Origin of the sequence: Parapedobacter sp. SGR-10 (assembly GCF_011030405.1) — a bacterium.
Lineage (GTDB): Bacteria > Bacteroidota > Bacteroidia > Sphingobacteriales > Sphingobacteriaceae > Sphingobacterium.
In genome coordinates, this window is sequence record NZ_JAAJTJ010000005.1 from 141,311 (window position 1) to 167,420 (window position 26,110).

The window sequence follows — 26,110 nt, forward strand, 5'->3', positions numbered from 1 at the left end:
AAGTTATTTGAATTAAGTCTAAATTAATCGCAAAACTATAAAAAATCTTTGGTTTAAGAAAAGAAAAGTTGCAAGACTTTAATAAATGCTGCAAACATCAGTTTAAAGCATTTGTAAGATTATATTAATAAAAAATCTGAGAAAAAAGCATTTGTTTTTTCGATTTTACGCTGATATTAACTTTGGTACCCGCAGACCGAAAAATATTGTGTATCTTTGAGTGAATCAATACTATATAATAGTTATGGAACTGATTTTGAAATCCAACAATGAGCAGAAAATAGCCAAGATTTTGGCATTAGCTAAGAAACTCAACATCATCATTGAGAAAAAGGATAAAGCTATTGATCAAAACGAACGGGAAGCTATTAAAACCCGTATCCTCAATTTCAAAACAGATGAACCATCAGCCTTTGGTGATGGAGTCCAATGGGAACGCTCACAGAGGGAAAATAGGACACTGCCCTTTTCATAACCATGTTAATAGACAGCAATATTATTATCTATTCTTTCTCCGATGAATATCGTTATCTGCGGAACCTACTTGTTCATGAGCAAGCCAATATTTCTGAGATTTCACGAGAGAAGTATTGGGCTATCACAAATTAAAGGATGTGGAACGAAAATATTTTTCAGACATCTTCACCTACACCTCAACTATAATTCCAAACCGAGAGATATTTGATAAAGCTATTGAGATCAGACAGCAATACAATCTAAACTTAGGAGATAGTATCATAGCAGCTACTGCCTTGATATATGATTTAACAGTGTACACAAGGAATCTCAAAGACTTTGAACACATAAAAATATTGAGGACCATTAACCCCGTTCGATGAGGGTCAAAAAGCTAATATGCGAAATCTATTAAAAGTGTTTAGGTAAGATAAAAAAGGACAGACCCCATAGAGATCTGCCCCGATAATAAAACAAACTAAATAATAAATCCTTTCCGTTCTACCAATCTTTGGCATATTTATGTGTCTCATCGAACACCAATACATCTTGGAATAGTTCCACTGCAATATTCTGGAGTGCAGGCAATTGTCGGGCACTGGTCGTTCCCGTACTCCAATTCGATCTGTTCGGATCGAATGCAAATATCATATGTGCTCCGTAGCCACCGGTACGAATGGATCTCAGTTGTGTTGCCGATGGATAACGACCCTGCGCATATTCACCTGACCGCATTCCCCATCTCGACTTAGGCAAACCGGGATATCTTGCATCTAATTCGGCCGAACCTAAATAATCATGAAGGGCATAGTCCACATATTCACCTGCCTGAGCCTCTGGGATCGCATTGGTTCCACCAAAATTGTCTGTACGGCTATACACGTAGACTATTACCAACTTATCAGGTATGGCTTGCTTGGTTTCATAGCACAAGCGTGCCGCAGCCTGTCTCGAAGGTGTTACAAATCCCGGAGGTACCGGAGTCTGGTAGGACGAGTATTCATCGTCAAAGAATACACCATCCAGATCGTATGCCTCACAGGTAGCCTTGAGTTCCTGTGCAAATTGCTTTGCTGCTGCCGGGCCAAGGTTAGCCACACCGGATCTATCATGGTTACCCAATATACTCAAGATGACTTTCATTCCCTTATCCTTCAATGGTTTCAAGTATTTCTCTTTGTTTTCCAAGATATGTGTGATATTGGGGTTGTGCGTTACGATAACTTTTCCAGTTTGTGCGTTGTAATTGATATTTGAAGAGAACAAGATGACCATATCAACCAAAGGTTTGCCGCTATTTTGAAGCGTGAGTGAAAGGTTATTTAGTGGATTGGTATCGTTGACTTCTATACAACTGACAATCTTGATCCCCGTGGATTTGTCCGGGGTAGGCAGCTTCGAATTGTCCCTGACGAACAGTAAAAAATTTACCGAACCTTGTGCGCCGGATAGATTAGAACTCAATGGTACGACATACGTTTCTGTTCCGTCCAAATCAGCAGAAGTTTCCACTTGTACGGAAATCTCCGAAGACACCTTGGAATCGGATTTTATTTCGAAGCTTCCACTGTTGGGGAGTGTCACCAATTCTTTCGGGAACAACCTGTACGAGGTGCCGTTTGCTTCGTTGTACTTGATCAAAACCTCTTCATTGATGGCCAAAGTGTTTGTGATATCCTGTGTGGCCGGCTTTGTCAGCTGCACGGTAAGGGTATAAGTCTTCTGCTCTTTGAATTCAAGCAAGGAACTGTTGGACTTTCCATCTTCACCGACTAGCAATCCTATGGATTCCGAAGAGATATGGTAGGACGATTCATCAAGTTGGCCCACATCCACGACTTCTTCTTTACACGCATTGAACAGCGTCAGACACATAGCGGCTATCGCCATGCATGACGATAAGCCTGTCTTGTTAAAAATACTTTTCATAGTCATATAATCTATATATAGTGTTCCTATTTGTTATTTCTTCTCGGGCAATGACACCGGAGTCCACCGGATAGCAGATTTTGAAATCAAATGGTTTTCATTTGCGGTGTGGTCCTTAACAATATTTCCCGCGCCATCATCACATTTCCAATAGGCAACCAGTCCCGGACTGTCCACAGGCACATTGTACGGATTTGCAGCAATTTCCTCTGGCGTACGCTCAACATTCCAGATCCTGCATTCGGCAAATTCTCCGGCCAGAAACCGATCATCTGCATAAGATCTGCCGATCTGGAACCCATTTAAACCTGCCGTACCCAGATTCCTACTAGTCAAGGTGGTACTGGCTTCTGACTGCAGATTGCCATTGACATATACCTTTATACTTCTGGGTGCAGTGCCTTGAAACGTGACGGCTATATGCACCCATTGGTTGGCATCCAAGCCCTTGGTCGAAGCATCCGCTGTCGGCATATTTCCGGCAGAGGTAGCGACCTGTATCTGGTTGGGTGGAAAATTAGCATCTCCCAACCGGATCAGGAAGTTGCCCTCAATACCCATGATCGTACTGATCATCCTATCAAAATTTCTGGCACGGATCAGTGCTTCCAAGGTAAATTGGGTCAACCCGTTGAGTGGTGTGGCATTTTTCCATGCCGTGGTATAGAGATAGTTATCTTCCAGATCCGCTACGACATTGATCAATGCACCTCCTCTCACCACATAATAGGTGATACTTTCGCTTTCCAATACACTAAGGTTGGTATTGGCTACTCTCACAGGCAGGACATAGACCGTTTCCATATCCAAGGTATTGATCTTATCAAAGTGAACCGTTACCGGATTGGATATCACACTTCCGGCTGCGATCACCGTACTATTCTCCGTCAAACTGTAATATTCCTCCGACAGCAAAATAGCCTGCTCACTATGTGCCTTGTTATAGCGAGCCACTAAAGAGGGGTCTATGGAAAAATCAGCTCTGATGTCTTCTGCCTCTGGTTTGGCAATACCGATCTGCAAGGTTCGCTCATCTGTCGTCACGGAAGGCTTGTTGAGAATGATTTCCAATGTGGGGGTGACCAAATACACATTGTTGTCAAATGTTCCTTCATCCTTACAACCGGACAGTAGAAGGATCGCGCTGAGCAGAATGCCTAATTTTTTATATACATGCGTTTTCATGACTGTTATTTTTTTAAAGGTGGATTTAAAATACTGATCACTTGCCGACTTGCCTGATACGATTTCAAAATGTTGTAGTAGTCGTATTGCAGATTCAGCAATCCTATTCCTTTGACTGTAAACCCACTGTGGTTACCGTTGACCCATTCGGCTGTACCGATACTGGAGGAAGAACCATCGGCAAAATACCCCAAAGAAGCTTCGTCAAGCTTGTATGATGTTAGATTGGCCAATGCGATAAACCTATCCTTAGGGATATCTGCTCCTATGGCTTCTATAAATTGAAAAGTCAGATTACTTTTGCTTAGTGATTTATCCGTGGGTACAATGATATACTTAGCTTGTCCTAACCATTCGGTATCACCGACAAATTGTGGCAGACCTTTGAAAATGAACTCCTGAGCCGGATTGGCATCCTTCCATTCTTTGACGGCATCAAACAATAATACCTCTCTCTCATCAATCTCTGTTATCTCTGCGGGAGTCAGATGGAGTCTGTTTTTACCCAGAAAAGAAAAGATTACGCCATCGTACGGATATGCTTTTGAAAAGGCAATAGCCGTATGCAATGAATCCTCCAAAAATTGATGAAAGGTCGTCGGGGGATCTGTTTCATCTTTTTTCTCGAACGCTGCCCGAATAGCTTCCACATCGATTTCGTATAAGACCTTGGTTCCTTTAGTACGTTGGATATTGTTGATCTCTTCGGTTTCCCTCTCCACCAGATTGTCCGGGCTTGTCAAGACCAGATAGTCCAAGCTGTCGGGTACCGCAAGGATATGTTGTCCTTGGCTAATCACATTTTTGACGCTATTGTCAAACCAACCAAAGGTCAGGCTATGGTCGGAAGCTTTGTACGCTCTCAAATCTTGTAGATATGCAGCATAAAGCTCCGGGTTCTGGTTCTCCATGTCCTGCTGTTTTATCCGCAATGGATACACTTCGTTCCAATCCTGACAAGCGACCATCGTGGAGAAGATGGTTCCCAGCAGGATGACTTGTTTTATGTTTATCATATTTTGTTTCATCGTTCAAGGTTTATTGTTTAGCCCACCATACATTCGTTCCCATGTTGTCCGGTGCTTTCAGCAGATTGCTGACAGCCTGACTGACATTTGCTGCATTTTCGGTATATTCTTCCTGCGGATAGGCCAGACGACGAGCCATAGTCGCCGAATTGACCAGACCTCCGCTATTGTTCGTCACGACCGGCATCAGTCTTGGATATCCTGTTCTACGGTATTCTGCCCAAGCTTCTATACCTAATGGGAAGTTGGCGATCCATTTTTGGGTAATGATACGCTCCAGTTTGAGCTCCGTAGTGGCCGACTCCACCCATTTGATCGTGATTGTCCTTGGTGTCCCGGAATAGTTAAAGGCTGTTTGATTCAATGGATCCGTATAATTTTGAGGCTGGCTCGTACTGTTGTTGAGATACGTATCGGCTCCTGAAGCACCCCATTGTTCAAAGGACAATCTGATGCCCTCGTTATAGAGGCTCTCTGCCGTACCGCCACCCATATTCCAACCTCTTACGGCTCCCTCGGCTTTGAGAAAAGCTACTTCGGCGGCATTCATCCACAGTATCCTATCGTTTTCGGCCACTTTCATGTTCGCATACCGCTTGATGTTGTCCCCGCTTGGGATCTGTATGCCCGAACGCAATCCATGGTACCCGTTGGAGGTACTACCTGTAAAAGTAGACTGCTCAAAATACTGTGCTCTGCGTGGATCGGCGTATCCGTTCATATAGGAAGTGATGTCCGCCGATATTCTGGAGTCTCCATTGTTATATTCGTACATGATGACACGAAATGGATTTCTGTTGATCGGATTGACAAAGGCATTATCCGTATTGGATACAATAGGTCCAACCGGATGCGAGGCAACCTGTTCCGCCATTTCCCTGGCTTTGGCTTCACTCACATTCGATATACGTATAGCCAGCCTCAATTTGAGGGAGTTGGCCAATTTGAGCCATTGCAGGGCATTGCCACCATAGACCATATCAGCTTTGGCCGAAAAATCCTGATTTTGTCTTTCGGTCAACGTGGCGATGGCATGGTTCAATTGTTCGAACAATAAATCGTACACTTCTTCCTGCGAATCGTATGGTGCGGCCAAAGCACCATCCAGACCTATCTTCGAATAGGGGATAGGACCGTAAATGTCCGTGACACGGGAAATAGCCATAGCCCTAATGATATCAGCTACGGCCAAAGCCACAGGATCTTCCGACACACTATGCACGTTGGCGTGACGAATGAAGACATTGGGGATCACGTCATTGAAAGGAACACGGGCCCATCCGTTCTCAGGGTTGTAGGTAGCAAAGTTCTTGCCATTGAATCCGTTGTTCGAATCGGCCAAGTACCCGCCAAAAGATCCACCCAATAAACATTCGACAAATTGATTGGTATTGACATCCAATGGAATAACCCAAGCTTGCAGACCTGTCAATGCAGCCGACAATACATAAGCATCCCGGGATACTTCCTCTAGCGTAGCACCACTGGAATCGGTATTGTAATCGTCAAAATTTTTGGTACACGATTGTTGTACATAGGCCATTGATAACGCCATTGCCAACATTCCTATTTTACGTAGTTTCATAATAAGCTTAAAATTTAAGTCGAACATTAAAACCTATATTCCTTGTGCTCGGTGACATGAAATAATCTATACCCTGATAGTAATTTCCTGTACTGGCTGTTGTTTCGGGATCGAAAGGTGCTCTATTGTAAATCATCAGTAGGTTTCTTCCGACCAGAGACAAAGACAAATCTGCCTTGTTCCATAGTGTATTTTTCGGGAACGTGTAGCCCAAAACGACTTCCTGCAAGCGAACATTAGTTGCACTGTATGCATAATACTGAGGAATACCGCTTCTGTTACCCACTATATTATAATAGGATTCAGCATGTATGCGATCGGATCCATTGATCAATACTCCTCCAAAATCTCTCGCTTCGGCAGAAACCTCTGATACACCATAGTAATCCAAAAAGGCTTGTGTGGCAGAGTACACCACACCGCCCACTCTTGCGGCAAACATGAAATCGAAGTTTATATTTCTGTAGTTGAGGCTATTTCTCCAAGCCATATTCGACTTAGGCAGCACGCTTCCGATGAGAATATCGCCGACGTTATTATTGACAGCAACCTGTCCGTTGGGATCTACATAAATCTTGCCCTTGTCATCACGTTGCAGATCAGACAATGAATATAGGTCACCCAACGTACCGCCTTCTTTCAAGATAAACCGAGCTTGTGAAAGCCCTCCGACATCCAAACGGTCTTTGTTGATCACGGCACCTGTTTCCGGATGCTGAAAGTCTCTGACCAATTCCAATATCTTGTTTTTGTTGGTGCTGAATGTGTAATTCGTAGACCATGTAAAATCATCCCATTTCTTCTCGTACCCCAGTGCCAATTCGACACCCTTGTTAAGGACCTTACCCGTCTGCACATAGAGGGTACTGTAACCCGAGGAAACCGATAATTGCGGGTCAAATGTTTGGTTCAATGTCGTCGCATGGTATAGGGATAGATCCAAGCTCCAGCCGTCCAAGAACCGGGTCGTCAGACCGGCTTCCCATGAGTTAGTACGCTCTGGTTTCAGATTGCTGATCGGATAGTGCGTACGATCCCGGTATTGTTGTGTAGCCACATCCCACTCATATGTTGGGATCGCCAAAAATGCCGGAAACGGGCTACCTACAGAGGCATAAGATGAGCGCACTTTCAAATATTGGATGCCCGAAGGAAGTGTTAAGGCATCCGATAGCACAGCTGATGCACCTAGGGAAGGGTAGAAGAACGATTTTTGGCTGGATTTGGCTCCGGCAAGCTGCGAAGGCCAATCATTACGGCCTGTGGCTGTCAGGAAATAAATATTTTTGTACCCTAATTCCAAACTACCAAATACCGACTGCGTTTCTTGTGTTCTGTCGATCAAAGGCTCTTTCTTACGGTCATCGATCTGGGTGATATCAAACTTATTTGGAATAGCATTATCTAGCAAAGGTCCACGAATAGGGAAACCTCTTTCCAAATCTCTTTGTAAGATAGCTCCCAAATTACTTTGTAAGGTCACGGTATTGAATGTCTTGTTGATATTGGCCGTGATATCTCCGTAGATACGTTTATTCTGCAATTCTTGTATCCCGAATAAACCATTGGGCGAACCATCGGTAATCGTGGTATTGGTAGAGGCGTATAATTTTTCGGTAAACCTCCCGTGGACGTTATCCAATCGTCCTCTAGCCGTAAAGCTCAACCAGTCTACGACCTTGTAGTCCAAGCTGGCATTGACCATATAACGGTCTTTTTCCATATTGCGCAGATTACGGTAATTGATCCAATATGGATTTTGCCCGACGACTTCATTCAGTCCTTGTGGCCAGTACTGGGTATAGATTTTGCGTTGTACATCATATCTTTCATACATCTTGATCGCATTCCAATCGTCTCCACGAGGAAAAAGATAAGCCGTAGTCAATGGGTTGGAATAAATACCCTGATTGGTCATGTTCTGATCGTTTTGGATGATATAGTTGACTCCGGCATCAAAACTCAATTTTTCGTCCAAGAATTTGGAAGAGTTCCTGAACGTGAAATTATACCGATCGTACTCGTTGTTCGGGATCACTCCCAAGGAATTAACCGCGCCAACCGAAGCATACGTCTGATTTTTATCGTTTCCGGTCGAAAATGACAGGCCTTCCGTCATCGTGATACCTGTTTTGAAATAATCTTTCGCAGGATCATACCCCATATGGTTGGCCTCGTTCAGTTTCGTTCCCCAGCTTTTGTCATTGACCCCCGTAGCAAGCTCACTGCCCGTTCCGTAGCTGTTCTGAAAGCGGGGAAGGACGAGGGGGGTATGGTATTGTGTATTTTGGGTGAGGCTTAAAGTAGTCTTGCCAATAGCTCCTTTTTTTGTCGTGATGACAATAGCTCCATTGGCCGCATCTGATCCATAAAGTGCCGCAGCTGCTGCTCCGGTCAATACCGACACTGATTCAACATCTTCGGGGTTCAAATCGGCTATGCCTTCAGACGTTCCGGTCGAGCCAAACTCTGTGCCTTCCGCACTCTTCTTATTGAACATCGGGATACCATCGATGACATATAATACGTTATTGTCCTTAGCGATAGACTTTGTACCCCTAAGTACCACTTTAGATGCACCACCAATACCGCCAGAACTACTGTTGATGTTTACTCCGGCAACTTTGCCGTTCAAAGAATTGATCAGGTTGGCATCTTTCACTTGGTTCAGATCATCTCCCGACACCTGCTGTACATTATAGCTTAAGGATCTTTCCGAACGTCTGATGCCCAAAGCGGTCACTACCACCGCATCTAGTTCCTCCTGTTGGGGATACAAGACGATGTGGATGGCACTTGACATCCGCACGGCATACCGTTGAGCTTGAAATCCCACCGAGGAGATTTCCAGCACATCACCGGTTTTTCCTTCCAAGACAAATTCTCCGGAATTATCTGTCGATGTTCCCTTTTTGTTCGTCGTGTTGAGTACCGAGGCTCCTGTGATCGGGCGACCTATGGAGTCCCTTACGGTACCTGTCAAATTACTCTGCACGGTTATTTTTTCGATCGCTACCGCTTGTGTTCGGTTTTGTTGATTCGCTTTGCGGCTGATCACGATATATTTTTGATGGATTTTGTAATCTAAACCTTGATTCTCCAACAATATGTTGAGTGTTTCTTCCAAAGACTTGTTTTCTATAGAAATATTTAACGTTTTTGACTGTCTCAATGAGCTTTTTTCATAGACTATCGAATAGTCGATCTGCTTCTCCAATAGTTCGAATGCTTGATCCAAACGGGTATTCTCCAGTTTTAGATTTATCTGTTGGGGGTAACTTTTTCCATACCCCAAGGTCAAGAAAGCGGTCAATAGCAAGAGGGTCAACTTCGTGTGAAAGAATATCTTGATATTGATTTTTCTGGACAAAAGATATCTGTTTTTTTCTTTTTTGAAAAAATTCATAGATTGTATAATTAGGTTTAAAATCTTGTTAACGTTCGATTTTTAAACGATCAATAGGTTCATAAGAGCCGATCCATGACTGTATGTACAAATCGGTTTTGCATTTTTTTTTAAGGGTTATGTTCTCGTTTTCATGACTTTTAGGGTTTTGTTCGTTAAGTTGAATTTCACTTCGCCTGTCAACTCCAATATGGTCAACAGTTCTTTTAGGCTGATGTCCTTGCGGAGCTTGACGACAAACTCTGCTGCTATCGGTTCTTGATATTGGACATCCACACCATACCAGCGTTCGACTTCGTTCATCAGATCTTCCAATCGAATGGATTTCTTGCAGAAATATCCGTCTTTCCATGCGACAACCTGTGAAAGATCAACATCCTGCGATAGGATAGAAGGTTTGTTTTTGAATACGGTCAATTGTTGGCCGGGGATCACCTGTCGTTGCATTTGTCCATTTCCCACGGCGACTTTTCCTTCTAAAACAGTCGTACTGACGGACTCTCCGATAGCATACGAATTGATGTTGAAGTGCGTGCCAAGTACTTGAACACGTGTATCGCCCGCCATGACGATAAATGGTTTAGAAGGATTTTTTGCCACTTCAAAGTAGCCTTCTCCTGTAAGTTCTACCCGACGTTCACGTTCTGTAAAGGCTGTGGGAAACCGCAAAGAAGACCGAGAGTTCAGCCATACATGGGTACCATCCGGTAAATGAATCTGATAGAAGCCTCCGGTCGGTGTCTCCACACTATTATAAGATGTTGTTAGTTGCTCGTCGGGACTGATACTGTACGTCAGTTGGCCATCACTCGATTTGGTAATCTTGATCGGTCCCTCTTGGAGAACGGCACCCTCGTTTAGGCCGTCTAGGATAACCCGTTTTCCATCTCCCAAGGTCAAAACGGCTTTATTGCCTCCGGCAGGAATGTCGTTCTGTTGGACGAGTTCTGTCATGACTTCCTTTGTCTGGTCCTTTTGGAAGAAGAAATAAAGACCGAGTACGAATAATACACTGGCGGCATACATAGACCATCGTCTCCAATGAATGATTTTCTTTTCCGGATAGGATAGGAGAATATTGTTTAACACCTCTTGGCGGTTAAAATCAACATCTTCCATCGCTTCCCATTCCTGATTGTACAGGTTTTCCATGATAGCCTGTGCCTGCTCTCTGTATTTCTCTTGGGACAGTAGGTCGAATAGTGCTTTTCGCTCAGATGCCGAAGCCGTTTTATAAAAATATTTGAATAGTAAGTCTTGAAATTCCTTGTCTATCATTGGTTCTTCCCTTTATTGGTGTTTAAGGTAAAGACAACCGCACAAAGAAAAGTGGTAATGAAAAAAAATTTTTTTTGTTATTTTGTCAGTAAAGCTGTGGCAATCAGTAGGATAAACTCACCTTCTCTACCTCTCAAATGGTCTCTCAACGTCTTGTTGGCCAGATAAAGGTGCTTTCTCACGGTTTCTACGGATAGATTCAACTGTTGGGCGATCTGTTCATATTTCAGCTTTTCGATTTTAGCCAATTTAAATATCTTTTGTTGCTGAACAGGTAGTTTTTCGACTTCTGCTTCGATCAAGGCATAATACGCTTCCAGTTCTACTTTATCCTCCTTTTCCTGCGGTTCGACCAATGCGTGGACATTAGTTTCGTCCAGCGGTGCAAACAATATATAATCTTTGGCCCTTTGCTTCAAGAGATTGTAGACCCGGTTTCGGATCAGTATAAACAGGTAATCTTTAAAGGAGGTGATGGCAGGGAGTTTTTCCCGATGAATCCATATTTTTAGAAAGGTTTCCTGCAAAACATCTTCTGTGAGCGATCGATCCTCCAATAGACGATGGATATAATGCCCAAAAGGGGTATAGTAGTGAGTAAAAAGGATTTCGAAACTTTTTTGATCACCATCACCAATTGCGGTCAACAACAATTGCTCGTTAGGATGTTCTGTTATTTTCAAGAATATAGTTGGTCGTACAAAGCAAATGTACAGTATAAAGTTTATTTTCCAAACTTACATAAATTCATTTTTATATGCAATATAATTGCGACCGTATATGAAATGGATTTATGTAATTCTCCTCTGCCTTTGAAGGCTCTTTTTATAGGGGAAAATATATAGAATAAGCTGTCTCGGTATTTGCTAGAAGCAAATACCGAGACAGCTTATTCATTTTTAATATTTATCCAAAGAATTTTTCGGGGTCAAACCCATGTTCCCTCATGATATCTGCAGGTACGCCATTCCAGACACCGGGCCTGTTTCCTGCATAACCGATATCCTTTACGCCTATCTCACTTGTAAAAAAGCCAGACGATGTCAAATTACGCATCAATGAAAAAAAGGCTGCACCCTGTTTCATTTGCGGCTTTACCTTATCGGGATAGGCGATTTCGTCGATAAGTTCCAACTGTTGTTTATCATCACACTTTATAAAAACATCTCCATAACGTTTTTGGCACTGTACATCCATCCATTTTAATCCACCCCGCATCGGCAACTTATTTTCGGGAAGATCCTTGACGATAAATTCAATAAAGTCCGGTACACCTGCTTCCGATGCACTGCCAGAGACCTCATCTTTCGGTATAATGATATCAGCTAATACGGTAATCGTTGCCATTTCATGGTCCGTAAAGAATTTTTCGGCATACAGCTTCTGATTGCGCTCATGCTCAAAATCCTGTATACCGGGCAATTTTTCGGATACCTCGCCAACGGCGGTTGTTTCTTTTCCCTTTTCTTGTTGACAAGCTGTCGCCAAGACACCTGTTCCTGCGGCGATTAAGCCTAAAGCTTTAAGAGACTCTCTTCTGTTCATAAACCTTGTTTTCGATTAACCGTTTAATTTTTTCTTCTCTTCCAAAATATATTCTGCCGTACGCATAGACAGTGCCAATATCGTCCAAGTCAGGTTTTTGTCTCCCTGTTGTACAAACGGTCCTGCATCCACTACATAAAGATTTTTACAGTCGTGGGCCTGTCCCCATTTATTCAATACGGATGTTTTGGGATCATTGCCCATACGGGTCGTGCCGCCCTCATGGATGATCTTACCGGGTGCAGCCAATCCATAGAGTGTTTCCGGCCCTTGCACACCTGACAACACGACAGCACCCATCTCGTGCAAGATCGATTGGAAAGTATCCTGCATGTGCTTTGCTTGTAGTATCTCTTCGTTTGACCACTTGTAGTGGAAACGCAACACAGGGATACCAAACTTGTCCACACGTGTCGGATCGATCTCGCAGTAATTGTCTTTGCGGGCCATAGCTGTTCCCCGACCAGACATCCCTATGGACGCTCCATAGAAACGGCGATAGTCTTGTTTGAGCAATGCGCCGTATCCTCCCGAATCTCTTTTCTCCCCATTCCTGCCCGGTACAGCTCCAATAGACTCCGGAACCCAATTCAAGAATCCATAGCCAGGCATATGCATGCCTCCACCGTACTCAATATGGTAACCTCTCGGAAAAGCCAAGTTTTTGTTGTCTTTCCACCAAGGGGAATAGATATGAACGGGGCCTACGCCATCCTCGTTAAAACGCTTACGATCCAACAATTGAGGTAGGAAACCCCAAGCATCCGATCCGGTAGAATCGTGCAGGTATCTTCCGACCAGACCGCTGCTATTGCCCAGTCCCCCGGGATGTGCCGCAGATTGGGAATTCAGCATAATACGGGCACTTTCGCAAGCGCTCGCTCCGAGAATGACGGTCTTTCCTTTGACTGCATATTCCTGCAAGCTCTTGGTATCTACGTACGACACACCCACGGCCAATCCTTCGTCGTTGGTCAGCACCTCACGCACCATCGCATTGTCGATCACTTTTAGATTACCTGTTTTCATGGCAGGCATGACGAGGCAGGAAGAAGACGAAAAATCACCATAGACCTTACATGACCTTCCACATTGCCCACAGTAAAAGCACGTTCCTCGTCCTTTGATTTCCGGAGAGGCCTCTGTCAATACAGATCCCCGACCGGCGATGACGGGTACACCCGCTTTTTCTGCTCCCTTGGCGATATACAGTTCGGCCAAACGAGGTTTTGGTGGTTTCATAAAGATACCGTCCGGTTCGTTGCGAATACCCTCGACCGTGCCGTAGATACCGATCATGCGGTCTACTCGGTCGTAGAACGGTTTGACTTCTTCATAAGTAATCGGCCACGCATCCGTCACACCGTCCGTAGGTTTGAAATCATCCGGTCCCATGCGCAAGGAGATACGGCCCCAGTGGTTAGTTCTACCGCCGAGCATACGGGCACGAAACCATTCAAATTCTGTTCCCTGTACAGTGGTATAAGGTTCACCCTCAATTTCCCAACCACCATAGGCCGCATCAAAATCCCCAAAGGGACGGGTTGTTGAAGCTCCTCTACGAGGGGACTCCCAAGGCCATCGCATCTGCAAGGCGTCTTTCGCAGGATCAAAAAACGGACCTGCTTCCAACATCAATACGTTTAATCCTGCATGAGCTAGGATATAACCCGCCATACCACCTCCCGCACCAGATCCTACTACAATAGCATCATAAACTTCCGGATTCTCTTTTATCTGATATATCCCCATATTTTCGGATTTATTTTTATAATTAGCTGTAAAATAGTGAATAATATTGATTTATGTCTTAATATTGTTTAGCCCATACCAAAGTAACAAGAAAAGCCGAAATTCCTCGTTTACCATTGGTTATTTCCCTTGTTATATTGGTATTCGCTATAAAGACAATGGCATGAGGAAAAGTGGTAATCGAAAATAGTTTTTTGTATGTTTTAATTAATAAGTTTTTGACATTCAATATGATATTTTTTCAAAACACCATTTCTTTTTAACCTATCTACGTTTCATTGAGCCCCATAGACATATACAACGTAGACGTTGCGAATCTAGAATAGAGTTTTTTATGAATAATAAGGTTAAATTTTATTAAACTTGTATCCGATTTAAAAAACTAAAACAGTTATTCATGCGCATTTATAGAAGAATAATGCTGGGTAGTATCTTTTTGATGACGGTGTGTACATCTTTATCTTACTCCCAGTCAGCGGTGCAAACCCAATCTGTTCCTGTCGATTCGAGCCTCATTCGTGTAACATTCCAAGAGAGAAGAGAGTATAGTTTTGACAACGGAAAAATCGGTTTCAGCAATAAATTTTCATCGGCAAGATACAACGGGGTGTCACAGTTGAATGACAGTACCTTTGTCGTCACCGTCGAACCCGAAAACACGCCGATCAATCGAAGTCCCTGGTATGCGTTTAAAGTTTGGTCCCAGGAAGTACGTGATATCTATATACAACTTTTTTACCCTACGACAAGGCACAGGTATATGCCTAAGCTGAGCCATGACGGTCAGCATTGGGATACGGTCAATATGGTGTCATTGGACGAGAAGAAAAAGAACGCTACTTTTAAGGTGAGTATATCTACGGATACGCTTACAGTTGCAGGGCAGGAAATAATGACCGTCGCCGAAACCAACAGCTGGCTTGACCATTTGACGGAATCGGCTGATGCAGAGAAGGATCTCGTGGGATATAGCCTGCTCAACAGACCGATCTTTGCGGTCAATACAAAAGGAAGTGATGGAAAGAAAATGATTGTGATCATCGGAGGCCAACATCCACCAGAAAGTACCGGTCACTTGGCCTTGCGGCATTTTGTGGAGGTATTGCTGTCTCCGACCGAACAAGCCAAGCAGTTCAGAAAAGAATACGAAATAGTAATCGTTCCCATGCTCAATCCCGATGGAAGGGAAGAAGGACATTGGCGGCACAATATGGCAGGAGTAGATATGAACAGGGATTGGGTAGAATTTAAACAGCCCGAAACAAGGGCTTTTAAAGAATATCTCACCAATAAAGTACATACACAAGACGCCCAGATTCATTTTGCAATAGACTTCCATTCTACTTTTTTTGATGTGCTATACACGAATGGTGAGGATGAGTCCAATCATAAGGCTGGTTTGATGAAAGATTGGATTGCTGCTTTTCAACATGGGATACCGGAAGATACCATAAAAGAGGAGTCCAACTACCGGGTCAAGCAAGTCACATCTAAAGCATGGTTTCATAGAGCGTTCAAGACGGAGGCTGTAACCTATGAGATCGGTGATAAAACTTCGAGAGAGCTTCTAAAGAAGAAAAGTGTAGTGGCTGCCGAAAAATTAATGGAGCTCTTGCTTAAAGATTGAGTACCTGACTAATTTTGAGAGCCTGTTTAAAATTGTATGATAAAATTTTAAACAGGCTCTTATATTTTATCCTAGATTTTACTGTACACTATCGGTGTGCCCGAGGTACACATTACGCATTTGGACGAGGTATTTACTGTTGGATAAGTATTCCATTTTCCGGCCTTTAAAAGCCATATAAGCTGCTTTTTTTTCGCTTTCTACGACAAAAGTCAAGAAAGCATTAAAGTACTGTTCTCGCTGATCTATGGACGCCGCACTCTTTTTACTTATATACTCTACCAAGGCTTCGTCAATAGACAGACCTATGGTGTTTTCGCCATTTCGTCTGAAGCAGACCAAGGGATTCTTGATGGTATCTACAAAAATACCATAAGCGACGTACTTTTTACAGTCCTCCTCCAATATGTATCCCTGGAATAAAAAATCTCCGATGTTCACACTGTCCACAAGGATAAGCTGTTTCATGATTTCATAAGTAGGTGTTTAAATCTACATAGAAAACTTGTAAAAAACAAGAGCTAATTTAAAATACCCTATTTTTCCTCTTTAAACTTTTTATAAGAGTCTAGGATGTAGAGCCGCATATCTTCGGGCGAGGCTGTTTCGGCAAATTTCAGTTCGGGTCTAAACCGTTCCCTAAACAGGGCAAGCTCTTCTTCGTTGAGTGTCACGATAGAGGCGATAAGACGAGGGGTAAATATCCGGTCTACTTTTCTATTATTTTGTTCTTCGAGCAATAAGGCCAGTTTTGAACGGGCCTGCTTTGCTTTTCGGCCAAACACCCTGGAGGGGGATATCCGCAGACCACCTCGCTGCTGACTGGCCTCTACGGACTTTCCTTCATTCTGCGCCTTGGCAATCTCTATGGCCAATCTGCTATCGGTCATTCTCTTCACCAATATTTCGTCCAGAGCAATACTCTCTTCGTCCCGAAGCATATATACACGGCGTACGCCTTCTTCATAGATAAATATGGTATCGGTCAGATAGCCCGGCAGGGTAAATGTCAGATAATCGTTGAGCTCGGCCTTGATATTGAACTGACCTTCTCTATTTGTATTGGCTTCTTCCTGTGTACGCAGATTCTTGACGGTCACGTTCCAGAGAGGACTACTGCTTTCCAGCTCATACACGATTCCCCGAAAGTCCTGTGCGTTGACAATCGAACCACCACATACCCCCAACAAGAACAGGATATAACTATATAAATAACGTCTTTTCATCTTATTTTGCTTTCCAAACATTGTTTTCCGGATTGATGTCGGGATACACATCCCGAGGATCTAATTTCACTTGTGTCAATTTTTCCTGGGAATCCAGCTTAAAGGTCCAGGAGGTATTGCGTTCCCATACTTCTACAGGAAGCTTTACCGAGATGCGCTTACCCGATTCGGTGGTAGCTTCTACCACTATAGGCATAGGCAGCTTTCCAAGGTTTTGCACGGTAATGTGTGCACCTTTGCTGGGATCCATCTGCACATAGCGCACTTCAGATATGGCCTGGTCCATCTGCCAGTTGTGCTGGAACATGCCCCGCCAAAACCAACTCAGATTTTCACCTGTTTCATTTTCAATAGTCCTAAAAAAATCCTGGGGCGCAGGATGCTTGAAGGCCCAATACTCGATATATTTTTTAAAAGCGGCATCAAATCTCTCCCGGCCTATGATCTCATCCCTCAGCAAATGCAGGGCATAGGCAGGTTTGTAATATACCAATAGGCCGATATTGCGTTCGCGCATGGTCTGTGGGCTATTCATGACAGGTTCGAGGGCAGGGTGAAACAACATTTGTGTACGGCTGTTCTTCTTCCCGTATTTCAAATGGTATTCGCCTTTATTAAATACCTCGGTGGAAATATCGTTGATGAACGTATTGAACCCTTCGTCCATCCACCCGTGCAGGCGTTCGTTACTACCTACGATCATCGGAAACCAGTTGTGCCCGAATTCATGATCGGTCACGCCCCATAGGTTGGCGGCTTTGGCTTTGTGGCCGCAGAAAGATATAGCCGGGTATTCCATTCCTCCGACATTGGAAGCCACATTGACCGCTACGGGATAGGGGTACTCATACCATTTTTTGGAATAATGTTCGATAGATGCCTTGGTGTATTCGGTCGAACGTTCCCACGCGTTTCCACCGTTGCTCTCTTTGGGGTAAGCTGATAGGGCTAGCGCAGACTTGCCGGAAGGCAGGTTGATCTTGGCGCCATCGACAATAAAAGCAGGAGAGGAGGCCCAAGCTATGTCACGGGCATTTTTGAGGCTGTATTTCCAGGTCAGCTGCTCTTTGGCAGGCCGCGAGGCTTTTTGTAAGACTTCTGCTTCACTACGGATCATGACGGTCTGGTTGGACTGTTGTGCCTGCTTGTAGCGCTCCAGTTGCTGCGCTGTCCATACCTCTTGCGGATTAAGGAGTTCGCCGCCCAGGACCACGATATGCGAGGCAGGAGCGGTAATTTCGACCTGGTAATCTCCGTATTCAAGATAAAATTCGCCCGGGCCGGTATAAGGTGTAGTATTCCAACCCAGTATATCGTCAAACACCGCTAGCCGAGGATACCACTGTGCAATAGAATATATCTTTCCATTTTGCGTATGCAATATGCCTGTTCTATCGGCTCCATACGTTGGGATGGAAAATTCAAAGTCCATGGACAAAGTGGCTTTTCCGCCTTTTGCTTGGATAGGAGAGGGTATATCGATACGCATGCGTGTATCGGATATTTGCGATTTGATGTCGGAGGATTGGTTGACTTTCAGATTGGACAATTTGTAACCTCCTTGAAAGACATTTTCCGAATCTCCATAACGACTCTCTTCCAACGGTATAGTCGCTTGCCCAATGGATTGAGGAGTGAAGAGATTTTGATCCAGCTGCAACCAAATATACGCCAGATCTTCGGGACTATTGTTTGTATAATCGATCTGTACAGATCCATAGATGCGATCTTGCTTGTCGTCCAAGCGTGCCTTGATCGTATAGCTGGCCGCATTCTGCCAATACTGAGGTCCGGGTCTCCCACTAGCCGAGCGATAGGCTGTGCCATTGCTCGTATAAAAGCCAGGGCCAAAGGCCTCGCTATAGTTGTAGCTACTGCTTTGCTGGGCAAATGCCGCAGTCGCCCACAGGGCAACAAAAAGAAAGATACAGGATTTTAAATATAAAAGAGTACGGATCATTATTTTAACAATTGTGATGTATAGTTCGATTCGTCAAATCCCAGGATGATTTCATTGTCAAGTTCGATCACGGGGCGTTTGATCATACTGTTGTTGTCCAACAAAACGGTGTAGGCAGATGAAGCATCCACTACCTTGGCCTGCTGTTCAGGCGAAAGCTTCCGCCAAGTCGTTCCTTTCTTGTTGACCAAGGCTTCCCAACCTACACTTTTGCCCCATTCTTTCAATTTTGCCAGGGTAGCAGGTTCTTTCTTGAAATCATGAAAAGTGTACGCCAGTTTGTTTTCTTCCAGCCAATCCAGGGCTTTCTTCACTGTATTGCAGTTTTTTATTCCGTAAATGTGTAACATATCTAATCAAACAAATATAACAGCATAAAGTTATCAATATAATCGATAATAGTCAAAATGAGTTTGATTTTTCGAGTTAACGTCATGAATAGGATAGACACGTATTCTTTTTTTACTTAGTGTAATCTTTACACTATTACTTTTTTTGCGTTTAAAATTTTATTACCTTTATATCGTCAAAAAGATTTAAACAAAATATTACACATGAGCCTAAAAGATTTTAAAGGTGTATTAACGGGAGACCAGGTACAGGAACTGTTTGAGATTGCTAAAAAGCATAAGTTTGCTTTACCTGCGGTAAACGTTATCGGAACCAATTCCATCAATGCCGTCATGGAAACTGCCAAAGCGGTAAACTCACCGGTTATCATTCAATTGTCCAATGGGGGAGCCCAGTTTTATGCCGGAAAATCATTGAACAACGATGGTCTGAAAGCCTGTATATTGGGAGCGGTATCAGCAGCCCAACATGTACATTTGCTGGCCGAGCATTATGGAGTGGCTGTGATTCTGCACACGGACCATGCGGCCAAAAAGTTATTGCCTTGGATCGATGGCCTTTTGGATGCCGGAGAGAAATTCTTCGCACAACACGGCAAACCATTATTTTCTTCACACATGTTGGATCTTTCCGAAGAACCTATCGAAGAGAATATCGAGATTTCGGCCAAATATCTTGCTCGCATGAAACCTCTCGGCATGACTGTGGAGATCGAACTCGGTGTGACCGGAGGAGAAGAAGATGGCGTGGACAATTCGGATGTGGATAGTTCAAAACTGTACACACAGCCCGAAGAGGTGGCTTATGCCTATGAAGAGTTGTCTAAAGTTTCCGACAAATTTACGGTAGCCGCAGCCTTTGGGAATGTGCACGGCGTATATAAACCGGGTAATGTCAAATTGCAGCCTGTCATCTTGCACAATTCGCAACAGTATATTCGTGAAAAATTTAATCTCACAGTTGAAAAACCTGTTAATTTTGTATTCCACGGTGGATCCGGTTCTTCACCGGAAGAAATCACCGAAGCTATTTCGTACGGTGCTATCAAGATGAACATCGATACGGATATGCAATGGGCTTTCTGGGATGGTGTACGTGGCTACGAGGCCCAACATCGCGATTACCTGCAAGCACAGATCGGCAATCCGGAAGGAGCGGATTCTCCAAATAAGAAATATTACGATCCTCGCGTATGGTTGCGCAAAGGAGAAGAAGCCTTCGTCGCACGGTTGAAACAAGCTTTCCAAGAGCTGAATGCTATTGATATCAATAGCAAACTGTAAGAGAGTTTTTATATACGAAAAGCCTTTCGGGAAAAATCCGAAAGGCTTTTCGTATAAAATTTAAATAGAATCCAACATAAACCGTTTTTATTTGTTAACTTACAGAGTTTAATCAAATACAAAATACTATGAGTCAAGTAACATTTAAAGGAACAGCAGTACATACAAAAGGTAGCCTACCGCAAGTAGGTTCAGAAGCACCAGGATTTTCTTTGACAGCGGGAGATCTATCCCAAAAATCCCTTTCCGATTTCAGTGGAAAGAAAGTGGTGTTGAATATATTTCCCAGCGTAGATACGGGGACATGCGCAGCGTCTGTACGTGCATTCAACCAAAAGGCTTCTCAATTGGAAAATACAGTCGTACTTTGTATTTCCAGAGACCTTCCATTCGCACAGGGAAGGTTCTGCGCCGCCGAAGGATTGGAAAATGTCGTCACGCTCTCCGAATACAAAGATGCTAGCTTTTCGGATGCTTACGGTGTCAAATTTGTCGATGGCCCGTTGGAAGGCTTGCTAAGCCGTGCCGTAGTCGTCATAGACGAGGCTGGAAAGGTGGTCTACACCGAGCAGGTAGCTGAGGTCACCGAAGAACCTAATTATGACGAGGCTATCGCAGCGGCCGGATAAACACTTTGATAGAGACGTCGCATCTCTCGTCCTGCCGAGACATGTTGCGACGTCTCTACATCCGTATCCAAAATTATCTCTTTCACCTTAAATAATATCCAAAATATCCGATTTTTTGGATATTATTGTACCATGAATGAATCAACAGGTCAAAAAGTAGCTCTCATCACAGGAATTACCGGGCAGGATGGTGCGTATCTAGCTGAATTTTTATTAAAAAAAGGGTACAAAGTACATGGCCTCAAACGCCGGAGTTCACTCTTTAATACAGACCGGATAGACCACCTGTATCAAGATCCACATTTGGATAACCGCAATTTTATCTTACACTTTGGCGATTTGACCGATTCAACCAACCTCATCCGTATTATCCAGGAAACACAGCCAGACGAGATCTATAATCTGGCGGCCCAATCCCATGTAAAGGTCAGTTTTGATACCCCCGAATACACAGCCAATGCCGATGCTTTGGGAGCTTTGCGTATATTGGAAGCCGTGAGGCTATTGGACATGGGGCAAAAGACAAGGGTCTACCAGGCATCTACCTCCGAGCTATACGGATTGGTACAGGAAGTCCCACAAAGTGAGAATACTCCTTTCTATCCGAGAAGCCCATATGCTGTAGCCAAACTATACGGCTATTGGATAACAGTCAATTATCGCGAAGCATACAACATGTATGCCTGCAATGGCATCCTTTTCAACCACGAAAGTCCCATAAGGGGGGAGACCTTCGTAACCCGAAAAATCACCCGCGCCGTAGCCAAGATCGCTCTGGGCTTGCAAAGCAAAGTATTTTTAGGTAACTTGTCTGCCCAACGTGACTGGGGACACGCCAAAGATTATGTAGAGGCCATGTGGTTGATCCTTCAACAGGAAAAAGCAGAGGATTTCGTGATTGCCACAGGGGTGACCACTACCGTTCGTGATTTTGTACGCCTGAGCTTTGCCGAACTCGGCATCGAAGTAGAATTCAGCGGCAAGGGAGAGAAGGAGAAAGGCGTCATCATCGACAGAGAGGACGAAAAACTACGTCTGCATGGTATCGACCCCAACAATGTCAAATTGGGACAGACCGTGGTCAAGGTAGACCCGGCCTATTACCGACCGACCGAGGTGGACCTACTGATCGGAGATCCAAGCAAGGCGCAACAAAAATTGGGTTGGAGACCTAAATACAATTTACAGCAACTTATCGCCGAGATGGTCGCCTCTGACCTAAAGCTCATGCGTAAAGAACAGTATTTAAAAGCTGGGGGATTTGATATTTTGAATTATTTTGAATAGCAGCCCTTGCTTTGGAATAGTTTTTGTTATAGCAATGTTACAAAATTAAGAGTACTATTGGAACAATTTAGTTTTTAGGAAATGGAAGTACAGACTAGTAAGGAAAACAAAAGCGATATACAAGTAAAGAAAAAGGACAGTGCTAAGATGTATTTCTTTGTTATTGCTATCGTCACTTTACTCATGACGAATGTTTATTTTTACGTCAAATTCAAATCTTCCGGCGAGAAACTGTATACTATAGCACTTCAAAAAGAAAATCTGCAAATCGAAATCGATAGGATAGAAGCTGAATTGGACAATATCCAACGTGAGGGAAGTCTGATCAATTCGGATGAAGTCGTGCAGGGAGAACAACGGGCCAGACAAGGCATCGATAACCTGCGTTTAAACCTGGAAGACATCAATCTATCCGAAGATAGACTGTCTTCTCTGCGCACACAGGTCAGAACATTAAAAGAGGATGTCGCTGCTTTGAAGAGCAAGATTGAAGAATTGAATCTTCAAAACGAGATTTTGCAGAAAGAAAACCAGGTCTTGAGCCAGACCGTACATCAACAAACAGACAAAGTCCAATCCCTGGAACAGCACAATAAGTTGTTGAAGGAAAAAGTAGGCATGGCTTCTTCCATTAAGGTGTCCAACATGTTGATCAACGGTGTCGAGCTCAAACGTAGGGGTAGTAAAGAAATCGAAATGAAAGCCAAACGTGTGGATGAGCTACATATCCATTTTTCGGTGGCAGACAATCCTTTGGCTGAAAAAGGAAACAAAGAGGTGTACGTACGTGTCGTAGATCCCAATGGAAATCTCATCGCCAATAGCGAAAATATCTTCTTGGTCAATAACGACCAACTTCAGTATACTTTCAAAGAACAAATCGACTTCACAAATAATGGAGAAGAATATGTATTTGTGTGGAACAACAGCAACCGTGGATTCAAAAAGGGAGCATATACCGTTCTCCTCTATGCTGACAATGCCATTATGGGCAGGGCGAGCATCGTGCTAAAATAAGCCTTGGTTTGTTTGCTCTCACGTCAATCCTGTAGCGCTTTTTTCCGTTCTTTTTTTTCTTCCCCGTCCTGGAAATCGGCGACTTCTATAATACGTGGGATACTGCTTTTTGGAGCCATGTGCTTCAGTCGTTTTAGTTTCTTCCTAGCACGTATGATTCGAAAAGTTCTATTGTCTTTATACAGATTCCAATTCATCAGCAAAACGGACAACAGCACCACGAACAGCCCTGTGATTTGAAGCGTGGTCACCTGGTGATCGGTAAAATAATGAACCAATACCAAGGCGACAATAGGATTGATATAGGCATAGGTACTGACCTCGGTAGCAGGACGCACCTGCAATAGCCATATATAACAGCTAAATGCCAAAATAGAACCCATCACGATCAAATAGGCCATTGCGAACCAGTCTGCTGTATACACCCGACCAAAGTCAAAATCGCGGTACTCACCATTCAACGTCGCTGTAACCGTAAAAGCCACACCGGCAGTGACCATTTGCCAAGCTGTTTTGACGATGACATTGAGGGATTTTTCTTGTTTCTTCACAGTGACCTTATTCTTTTCCTGCATATACTTGGAAAAGAGTGATCCGACCGTCCAACCTATTGTTCCCAATATCATGACTCCCATAGCGATGAGGCTTTGCCTATTGCCATTGTTATGCTCATGACCGAAGACCTGTTCAGCAAACAGCAGTACAACACCCGAAAAGCCGAGTAGAAGTCCCAAAACAATAGGGGCACTGGAAAAATTTTCTTTCCATTTGGGTTTATCAAACAAGATAAACCAAATGGCCGTTGCGGCAGATAGTATAGACACTATTCCGCTGGAGATATATTGCTCCGCCCATATAATTGAAGCCATATCCACAAACAGCAGGAGAAAACCTATAAAAATAGCTTGACGGATATCCCTACGGCTGAACAAATGGTAGCCTTTGAGGGCACAATACCCCATCAGCAGTGTCCCCGCGATGACAAACCTAATCGAGCCCAATACAAAGGGTGGAAACGAGCGCAACGCTTTTTCTATAAAAAAAAAGGTCGACCCCCACACGATATATACGACGAGGTAGGCCAATAAGATACTGACTAATGTGGATTTATTTGATGACATTTTTACTCTTTCGACGGGATGACTAACTTTTGACTTTCTTTGACGGTTTCCAATACAATCGTAGTCCGTGTAGATAGGATACCTTCTATTTTTCCCAAGGTATTGCGCATAAGATCTACCAACCCTGCGGCATCGCTGGTCCTTACCTTGATAAGGTAACCATCGTCGCCGGCAATGTCGTGCACTTCCTGCACCTCAGGAATATCAGCCAATAAATAAGCAATCCGCTGCTCTCCGATGATATCGGAGGTCTTGATAAAGATAAATGAGAGGAGTGTCTGCTCCAGCGCCTGTGGGTTTATCTTGGCTTGATACGCCAGGATAACTTCTTTTTGTTCCAATTTTTTTACACGTTCGAGGATAGCCGAAGGTGCCATACCCAATTCGCGGGCAATATCCGCATTGTTGGTACGGGCATTGTCCTGCATGATACGCAAAATCTGGTAATCTATGTGATCTAAATTAATGTCTACTTTTTTCATAATTCTGCAATTATAACAATATTTAGAATATTATTCAAATATTTTGTTAAATTTTAGAATTTAATTCAAAAAACAATGACATTATATAGAAAAAAGACTTCCGGGGTTTTCGAAAACCCCGGAAGTCTCTCTAATTATAAAAACACTAAAACGTTAATATTGTTCTTGATTTTAATTGAGGATCGCGCCACCCTCCGGAATATCTGGAAGTTCCCGTTGTGCTAGCATGGTCTCGTTGCTTTTCAGAATTTTGGATGTGGCCATATATTCGGGATTGTCCGCATAGATAAACAATCCCGTACCGTTCTTGATGGTATTGATGATAGGTTTTGTCACTTCACGGGGTAGAGCTGGGCAACCATAACTTCTTCCCAAGCGTCCCGTAGCGTTAATGATACGTTGGCTGCAATAGTCGGCCCCATGTATGACTACGGCACGTGCCTTTGCCTGGTCGTTGATGCCTTTCTCCATACCATTGATGACTAAAGAATAGCCATTTCCACCAAAATAGGTCTTTTCAGTTACATAAAAGCCCAACGAACTCTGGAAAGAGCCATGTCTATTGGAAAAAGAAGTCGCATATTTCTCTCCGCTATTGCGCCCATGCGATACGATCGTGTGGTACAACAGCTTTTGGTTTTTGAGATCAATGACACACATTCTCTTTTCAGTCGAGGGAAGCGTAAAATCAATAATGGTAATAATATCTTTATTCCGCAACGATAAATTCTCAAACCCCTGCATCGCCATTTCGAAGACCTCATATTTCAACTTGCCTTCCAAAGCGATACGATGGTACAGTTTTTCAATGACTGAACTGTCATTGACTATAGAATCTACTTTTAACGTTAATTTTTCTGAAGGAATTGGATTTTGGATAGGTTGGCTAAAGATGGTGTAAAATCCTGCGGCACACATTAAAACCATCACAATAAAAAAATTTTTCATAAGCACACTTTTCTT

At 43.5% G+C, this 26,110-nt stretch carries 23 protein-coding genes; 7 read left to right on the plus strand and 16 right to left on the minus strand.

Annotated features, from left to right (window positions below):
* Positions 1–244 precede the first annotated feature (244 nt).
* The gene (locus tag G5B00_RS06405) at positions 245–475 is read left to right on the plus strand and encodes a hypothetical protein (RefSeq protein ID WP_163872439.1); all 231 of its coding nucleotides are present in this window, start codon (positions 245–247) and stop codon (positions 473–475) included.
* Between the two features lie 139 nt (positions 476–614).
* Positions 615–839: a PIN domain-containing protein gene (locus G5B00_RS18385; protein ID WP_163872440.1), complete on the plus strand. Its 225-nt coding sequence runs from the start codon at positions 615–617 to the stop codon at positions 837–839.
* Positions 840–957: 118 nt separating this feature from the next.
* Here the strand turns inward: G5B00_RS18385 and G5B00_RS06415 are convergent, their stop codons facing one another.
* From G5B00_RS06415 to G5B00_RS06455, 9 genes are all read right to left on the minus strand, one after another.
* Positions 958–2,385, minus strand: a complete 1,428-nt coding sequence (locus G5B00_RS06415) for a BT_3987 domain-containing protein (protein ID WP_205966327.1) — start codon at positions 2,383–2,385, stop codon at positions 958–960.
* A gap of 33 nt (positions 2,386–2,418) precedes the next feature.
* A complete protein-coding gene (locus G5B00_RS06420; protein WP_163872441.1) occupies positions 2,419–3,570 on the minus strand; it encodes a DUF1735 and LamG domain-containing protein in 1,152 nt (383 codons plus the stop codon).
* A gap of 5 nt (positions 3,571–3,575) precedes the next feature.
* Complete coding sequence (locus G5B00_RS06425) at positions 3,576–4,586, minus strand: glycoside hydrolase family 18 (protein WP_163872442.1); 1,011 nt, start codon at positions 4,584–4,586, stop codon at positions 3,576–3,578.
* A 22-nt stretch (positions 4,587–4,608) separates the two neighbouring features.
* Complete coding sequence (locus G5B00_RS06430; protein ID WP_163872443.1) at positions 4,609–6,183, minus strand: RagB/SusD family nutrient uptake outer membrane protein; 1,575 nt, start codon at positions 6,181–6,183, stop codon at positions 4,609–4,611.
* A 7-nt stretch (positions 6,184–6,190) separates the two neighbouring features.
* Positions 6,191–9,589 carry a SusC/RagA family TonB-linked outer membrane protein gene (locus G5B00_RS06435; protein ID WP_163872444.1) on the minus strand — a complete coding sequence of 1,133 codons (3,399 nt, stop codon included), beginning with the start codon at positions 9,587–9,589 and terminating at the stop codon, positions 6,191–6,193.
* Between the two features lie 117 nt (positions 9,590–9,706).
* Positions 9,707–10,867, minus strand: coding sequence for a FecR family protein (locus G5B00_RS06440; RefSeq protein ID WP_163872445.1), 1,161 nt, complete (start codon positions 10,865–10,867; stop codon positions 9,707–9,709).
* A 77-nt stretch (positions 10,868–10,944) separates the two neighbouring features.
* On the minus strand, positions 10,945–11,550 hold the full coding sequence (locus G5B00_RS06445) for an RNA polymerase sigma factor (protein ID WP_240894409.1): 606 nt from the start codon (positions 11,548–11,550) through the stop codon (positions 10,945–10,947).
* A 223-nt stretch (positions 11,551–11,773) separates the two neighbouring features.
* Positions 11,774–12,412 (minus strand): gluconate 2-dehydrogenase subunit 3 family protein, encoded by a 639-nt coding sequence (locus G5B00_RS06450; protein ID WP_163872446.1) that lies wholly within the window; start codon positions 12,410–12,412, stop codon positions 11,774–11,776.
* Positions 12,413–12,427: 15 nt separating this feature from the next.
* Positions 12,428–14,164, minus strand: coding sequence for a GMC oxidoreductase (locus G5B00_RS06455; RefSeq protein ID WP_205966328.1), 1,737 nt, complete (start codon positions 14,162–14,164; stop codon positions 12,428–12,430).
* Positions 14,165–14,561: 397 nt separating this feature from the next.
* Here G5B00_RS06455 and G5B00_RS06460 point away from each other — a divergent pair, with 397 nt between their 5' ends.
* Positions 14,562–15,791, plus strand: coding sequence for a M14 family metallopeptidase (locus G5B00_RS06460; protein WP_163872447.1), 1,230 nt, complete (start codon positions 14,562–14,564; stop codon positions 15,789–15,791).
* A gap of 78 nt (positions 15,792–15,869) precedes the next feature.
* On the opposite strand, the gene G5B00_RS06465 is transcribed toward G5B00_RS06460, so the two are convergent.
* The 4 genes from G5B00_RS06465 to G5B00_RS06480 form a co-directional block, all read right to left on the minus strand.
* Positions 15,870–16,259: a hypothetical protein gene (locus tag G5B00_RS06465; protein WP_163872448.1), complete on the minus strand. Its 390-nt coding sequence runs from the start codon at positions 16,257–16,259 to the stop codon at positions 15,870–15,872.
* Between the two features lie 68 nt (positions 16,260–16,327).
* Positions 16,328–17,017 (minus strand): hypothetical protein, encoded by a 690-nt coding sequence (locus G5B00_RS06470; RefSeq protein ID WP_163872449.1) that lies wholly within the window; start codon positions 17,015–17,017, stop codon positions 16,328–16,330.
* A gap of 1 nt (position 17,018) precedes the next feature.
* Entirely contained in the window at positions 17,019–18,977 is a 1,959-nt protein-coding gene (locus tag G5B00_RS06475) for a M1 family metallopeptidase (protein ID WP_163872450.1), read from the minus strand.
* Positions 18,977–19,327: an ArsC family reductase gene (locus G5B00_RS06480; protein ID WP_163872451.1), complete on the minus strand. Its 351-nt coding sequence runs from the start codon at positions 19,325–19,327 to the stop codon at positions 18,977–18,979. The genes G5B00_RS06475 and G5B00_RS06480 overlap by 1 nt, the downstream gene beginning before the upstream one ends.
* A gap of 204 nt (positions 19,328–19,531) precedes the next feature.
* Between G5B00_RS06480 and fbaA the strand changes: the two genes are divergently transcribed.
* The 4 genes from fbaA to G5B00_RS06500 all read left to right on the plus strand — a co-directional run bounded on the left by fbaA (position 19,532) and on the right by G5B00_RS06500 (position 23,544).
* Complete coding sequence (gene fbaA / locus G5B00_RS06485; protein ID WP_163872452.1) at positions 19,532–20,611, plus strand: class II fructose-bisphosphate aldolase; 1,080 nt, start codon at positions 19,532–19,534, stop codon at positions 20,609–20,611.
* A 128-nt stretch (positions 20,612–20,739) separates the two neighbouring features.
* Positions 20,740–21,240, plus strand: coding sequence for a thiol peroxidase (gene tpx / locus G5B00_RS06490; RefSeq protein WP_163872453.1), 501 nt, complete (start codon positions 20,740–20,742; stop codon positions 21,238–21,240).
* Between the two features lie 132 nt (positions 21,241–21,372).
* Entirely contained in the window at positions 21,373–22,527 is a 1,155-nt protein-coding gene (gmd, locus tag G5B00_RS06495; RefSeq protein WP_163872454.1) for a GDP-mannose 4,6-dehydratase, read from the plus strand.
* Between the two features lie 81 nt (positions 22,528–22,608).
* A complete protein-coding gene (locus G5B00_RS06500; RefSeq protein ID WP_163872455.1) occupies positions 22,609–23,544 on the plus strand; it encodes a hypothetical protein in 936 nt (311 codons plus the stop codon).
* A gap of 23 nt (positions 23,545–23,567) precedes the next feature.
* On the opposite strand, the gene G5B00_RS06505 is transcribed toward G5B00_RS06500, so the two are convergent.
* The 3 genes from G5B00_RS06505 to G5B00_RS06515 all read right to left on the minus strand — a co-directional run bounded on the left by G5B00_RS06505 (position 23,568) and on the right by G5B00_RS06515 (position 26,095).
* A complete protein-coding gene (locus G5B00_RS06505) occupies positions 23,568–24,665 on the minus strand; it encodes an EamA family transporter (RefSeq protein ID WP_163872456.1) in 1,098 nt (365 codons plus the stop codon).
* Positions 24,666–24,667: 2 nt separating this feature from the next.
* Entirely contained in the window at positions 24,668–25,147 is a 480-nt protein-coding gene (locus G5B00_RS06510; protein ID WP_163872457.1) for an Lrp/AsnC family transcriptional regulator, read from the minus strand.
* Between the two features lie 171 nt (positions 25,148–25,318).
* Positions 25,319–26,095, minus strand: a complete 777-nt coding sequence (locus G5B00_RS06515) for a murein L,D-transpeptidase catalytic domain family protein (RefSeq protein ID WP_240894410.1) — start codon at positions 26,093–26,095, stop codon at positions 25,319–25,321.
* Positions 26,096–26,110 lie beyond the last annotated feature (15 nt).

Excerpts from the sequence above, each read along its gene's own strand:
- G5B00_RS06405 (WP_163872439.1), top strand. The coding sequence starts at position 245 with ATGGAACTGATTTTGAAATCCAACAATGAGCAGAAAATAGCCAAGATT.
- G5B00_RS06415 (WP_205966327.1), bottom strand. The coding sequence starts at position 2,385 with ATGAAAAGTATTTTTAACAAGACAGGCTTATCGTCATGCATGGCGATA.
- G5B00_RS06420 (WP_163872441.1), bottom strand. The coding sequence starts at position 3,570 with ATGAAAACGCATGTATATAAAAAATTAGGCATTCTGCTCAGCGCGATC.
- G5B00_RS06425 (WP_163872442.1), bottom strand. The coding sequence starts at position 4,586 with ATGATAAACATAAAACAAGTCATCCTGCTGGGAACCATCTTCTCCACG.
- G5B00_RS06430 (WP_163872443.1), bottom strand. The coding sequence starts at position 6,183 with ATGAAACTACGTAAAATAGGAATGTTGGCAATGGCGTTATCAATGGCC.
- G5B00_RS06435 (WP_163872444.1), bottom strand. The coding sequence starts at position 9,589 with ATGAATTTTTTCAAAAAAGAAAAAAACAGATATCTTTTGTCCAGAAAA.
- G5B00_RS06440 (WP_163872445.1), bottom strand. The coding sequence starts at position 10,867 with ATGATAGACAAGGAATTTCAAGACTTACTATTCAAATATTTTTATAAA.
- G5B00_RS06450 (WP_163872446.1), bottom strand. The coding sequence starts at position 12,412 with ATGAACAGAAGAGAGTCTCTTAAAGCTTTAGGCTTAATCGCCGCAGGA.
- G5B00_RS06455 (WP_205966328.1), bottom strand. The coding sequence starts at position 14,164 with ATGGGGATATATCAGATAAAAGAGAATCCGGAAGTTTATGATGCTATT.
- G5B00_RS06460 (WP_163872447.1), top strand. The coding sequence starts at position 14,562 with ATGCGCATTTATAGAAGAATAATGCTGGGTAGTATCTTTTTGATGACG.
- G5B00_RS06465 (WP_163872448.1), bottom strand. The coding sequence starts at position 16,259 with ATGAAACAGCTTATCCTTGTGGACAGTGTGAACATCGGAGATTTTTTA.
- G5B00_RS06470 (WP_163872449.1), bottom strand. The coding sequence starts at position 17,017 with ATGAAAAGACGTTATTTATATAGTTATATCCTGTTCTTGTTGGGGGTA.
- G5B00_RS06475 (WP_163872450.1), bottom strand. The coding sequence starts at position 18,977 with ATGATCCGTACTCTTTTATATTTAAAATCCTGTATCTTTCTTTTTGTT.
- G5B00_RS06480 (WP_163872451.1), bottom strand. The coding sequence starts at position 19,327 with ATGTTACACATTTACGGAATAAAAAACTGCAATACAGTGAAGAAAGCC.
- fbaA (WP_163872452.1), top strand. The coding sequence starts at position 19,532 with ATGAGCCTAAAAGATTTTAAAGGTGTATTAACGGGAGACCAGGTACAG.
- tpx (WP_163872453.1), top strand. The coding sequence starts at position 20,740 with ATGAGTCAAGTAACATTTAAAGGAACAGCAGTACATACAAAAGGTAGC.
- gmd (WP_163872454.1), top strand. The coding sequence starts at position 21,373 with ATGAATGAATCAACAGGTCAAAAAGTAGCTCTCATCACAGGAATTACC.
- G5B00_RS06500 (WP_163872455.1), top strand. The coding sequence starts at position 22,609 with ATGGAAGTACAGACTAGTAAGGAAAACAAAAGCGATATACAAGTAAAG.
- G5B00_RS06505 (WP_163872456.1), bottom strand. The coding sequence starts at position 24,665 with ATGTCATCAAATAAATCCACATTAGTCAGTATCTTATTGGCCTACCTC.
- G5B00_RS06510 (WP_163872457.1), bottom strand. The coding sequence starts at position 25,147 with ATGAAAAAAGTAGACATTAATTTAGATCACATAGATTACCAGATTTTG.
- G5B00_RS06515 (WP_240894410.1), bottom strand. The coding sequence starts at position 26,095 with ATGAAAAATTTTTTTATTGTGATGGTTTTAATGTGTGCCGCAGGATTT.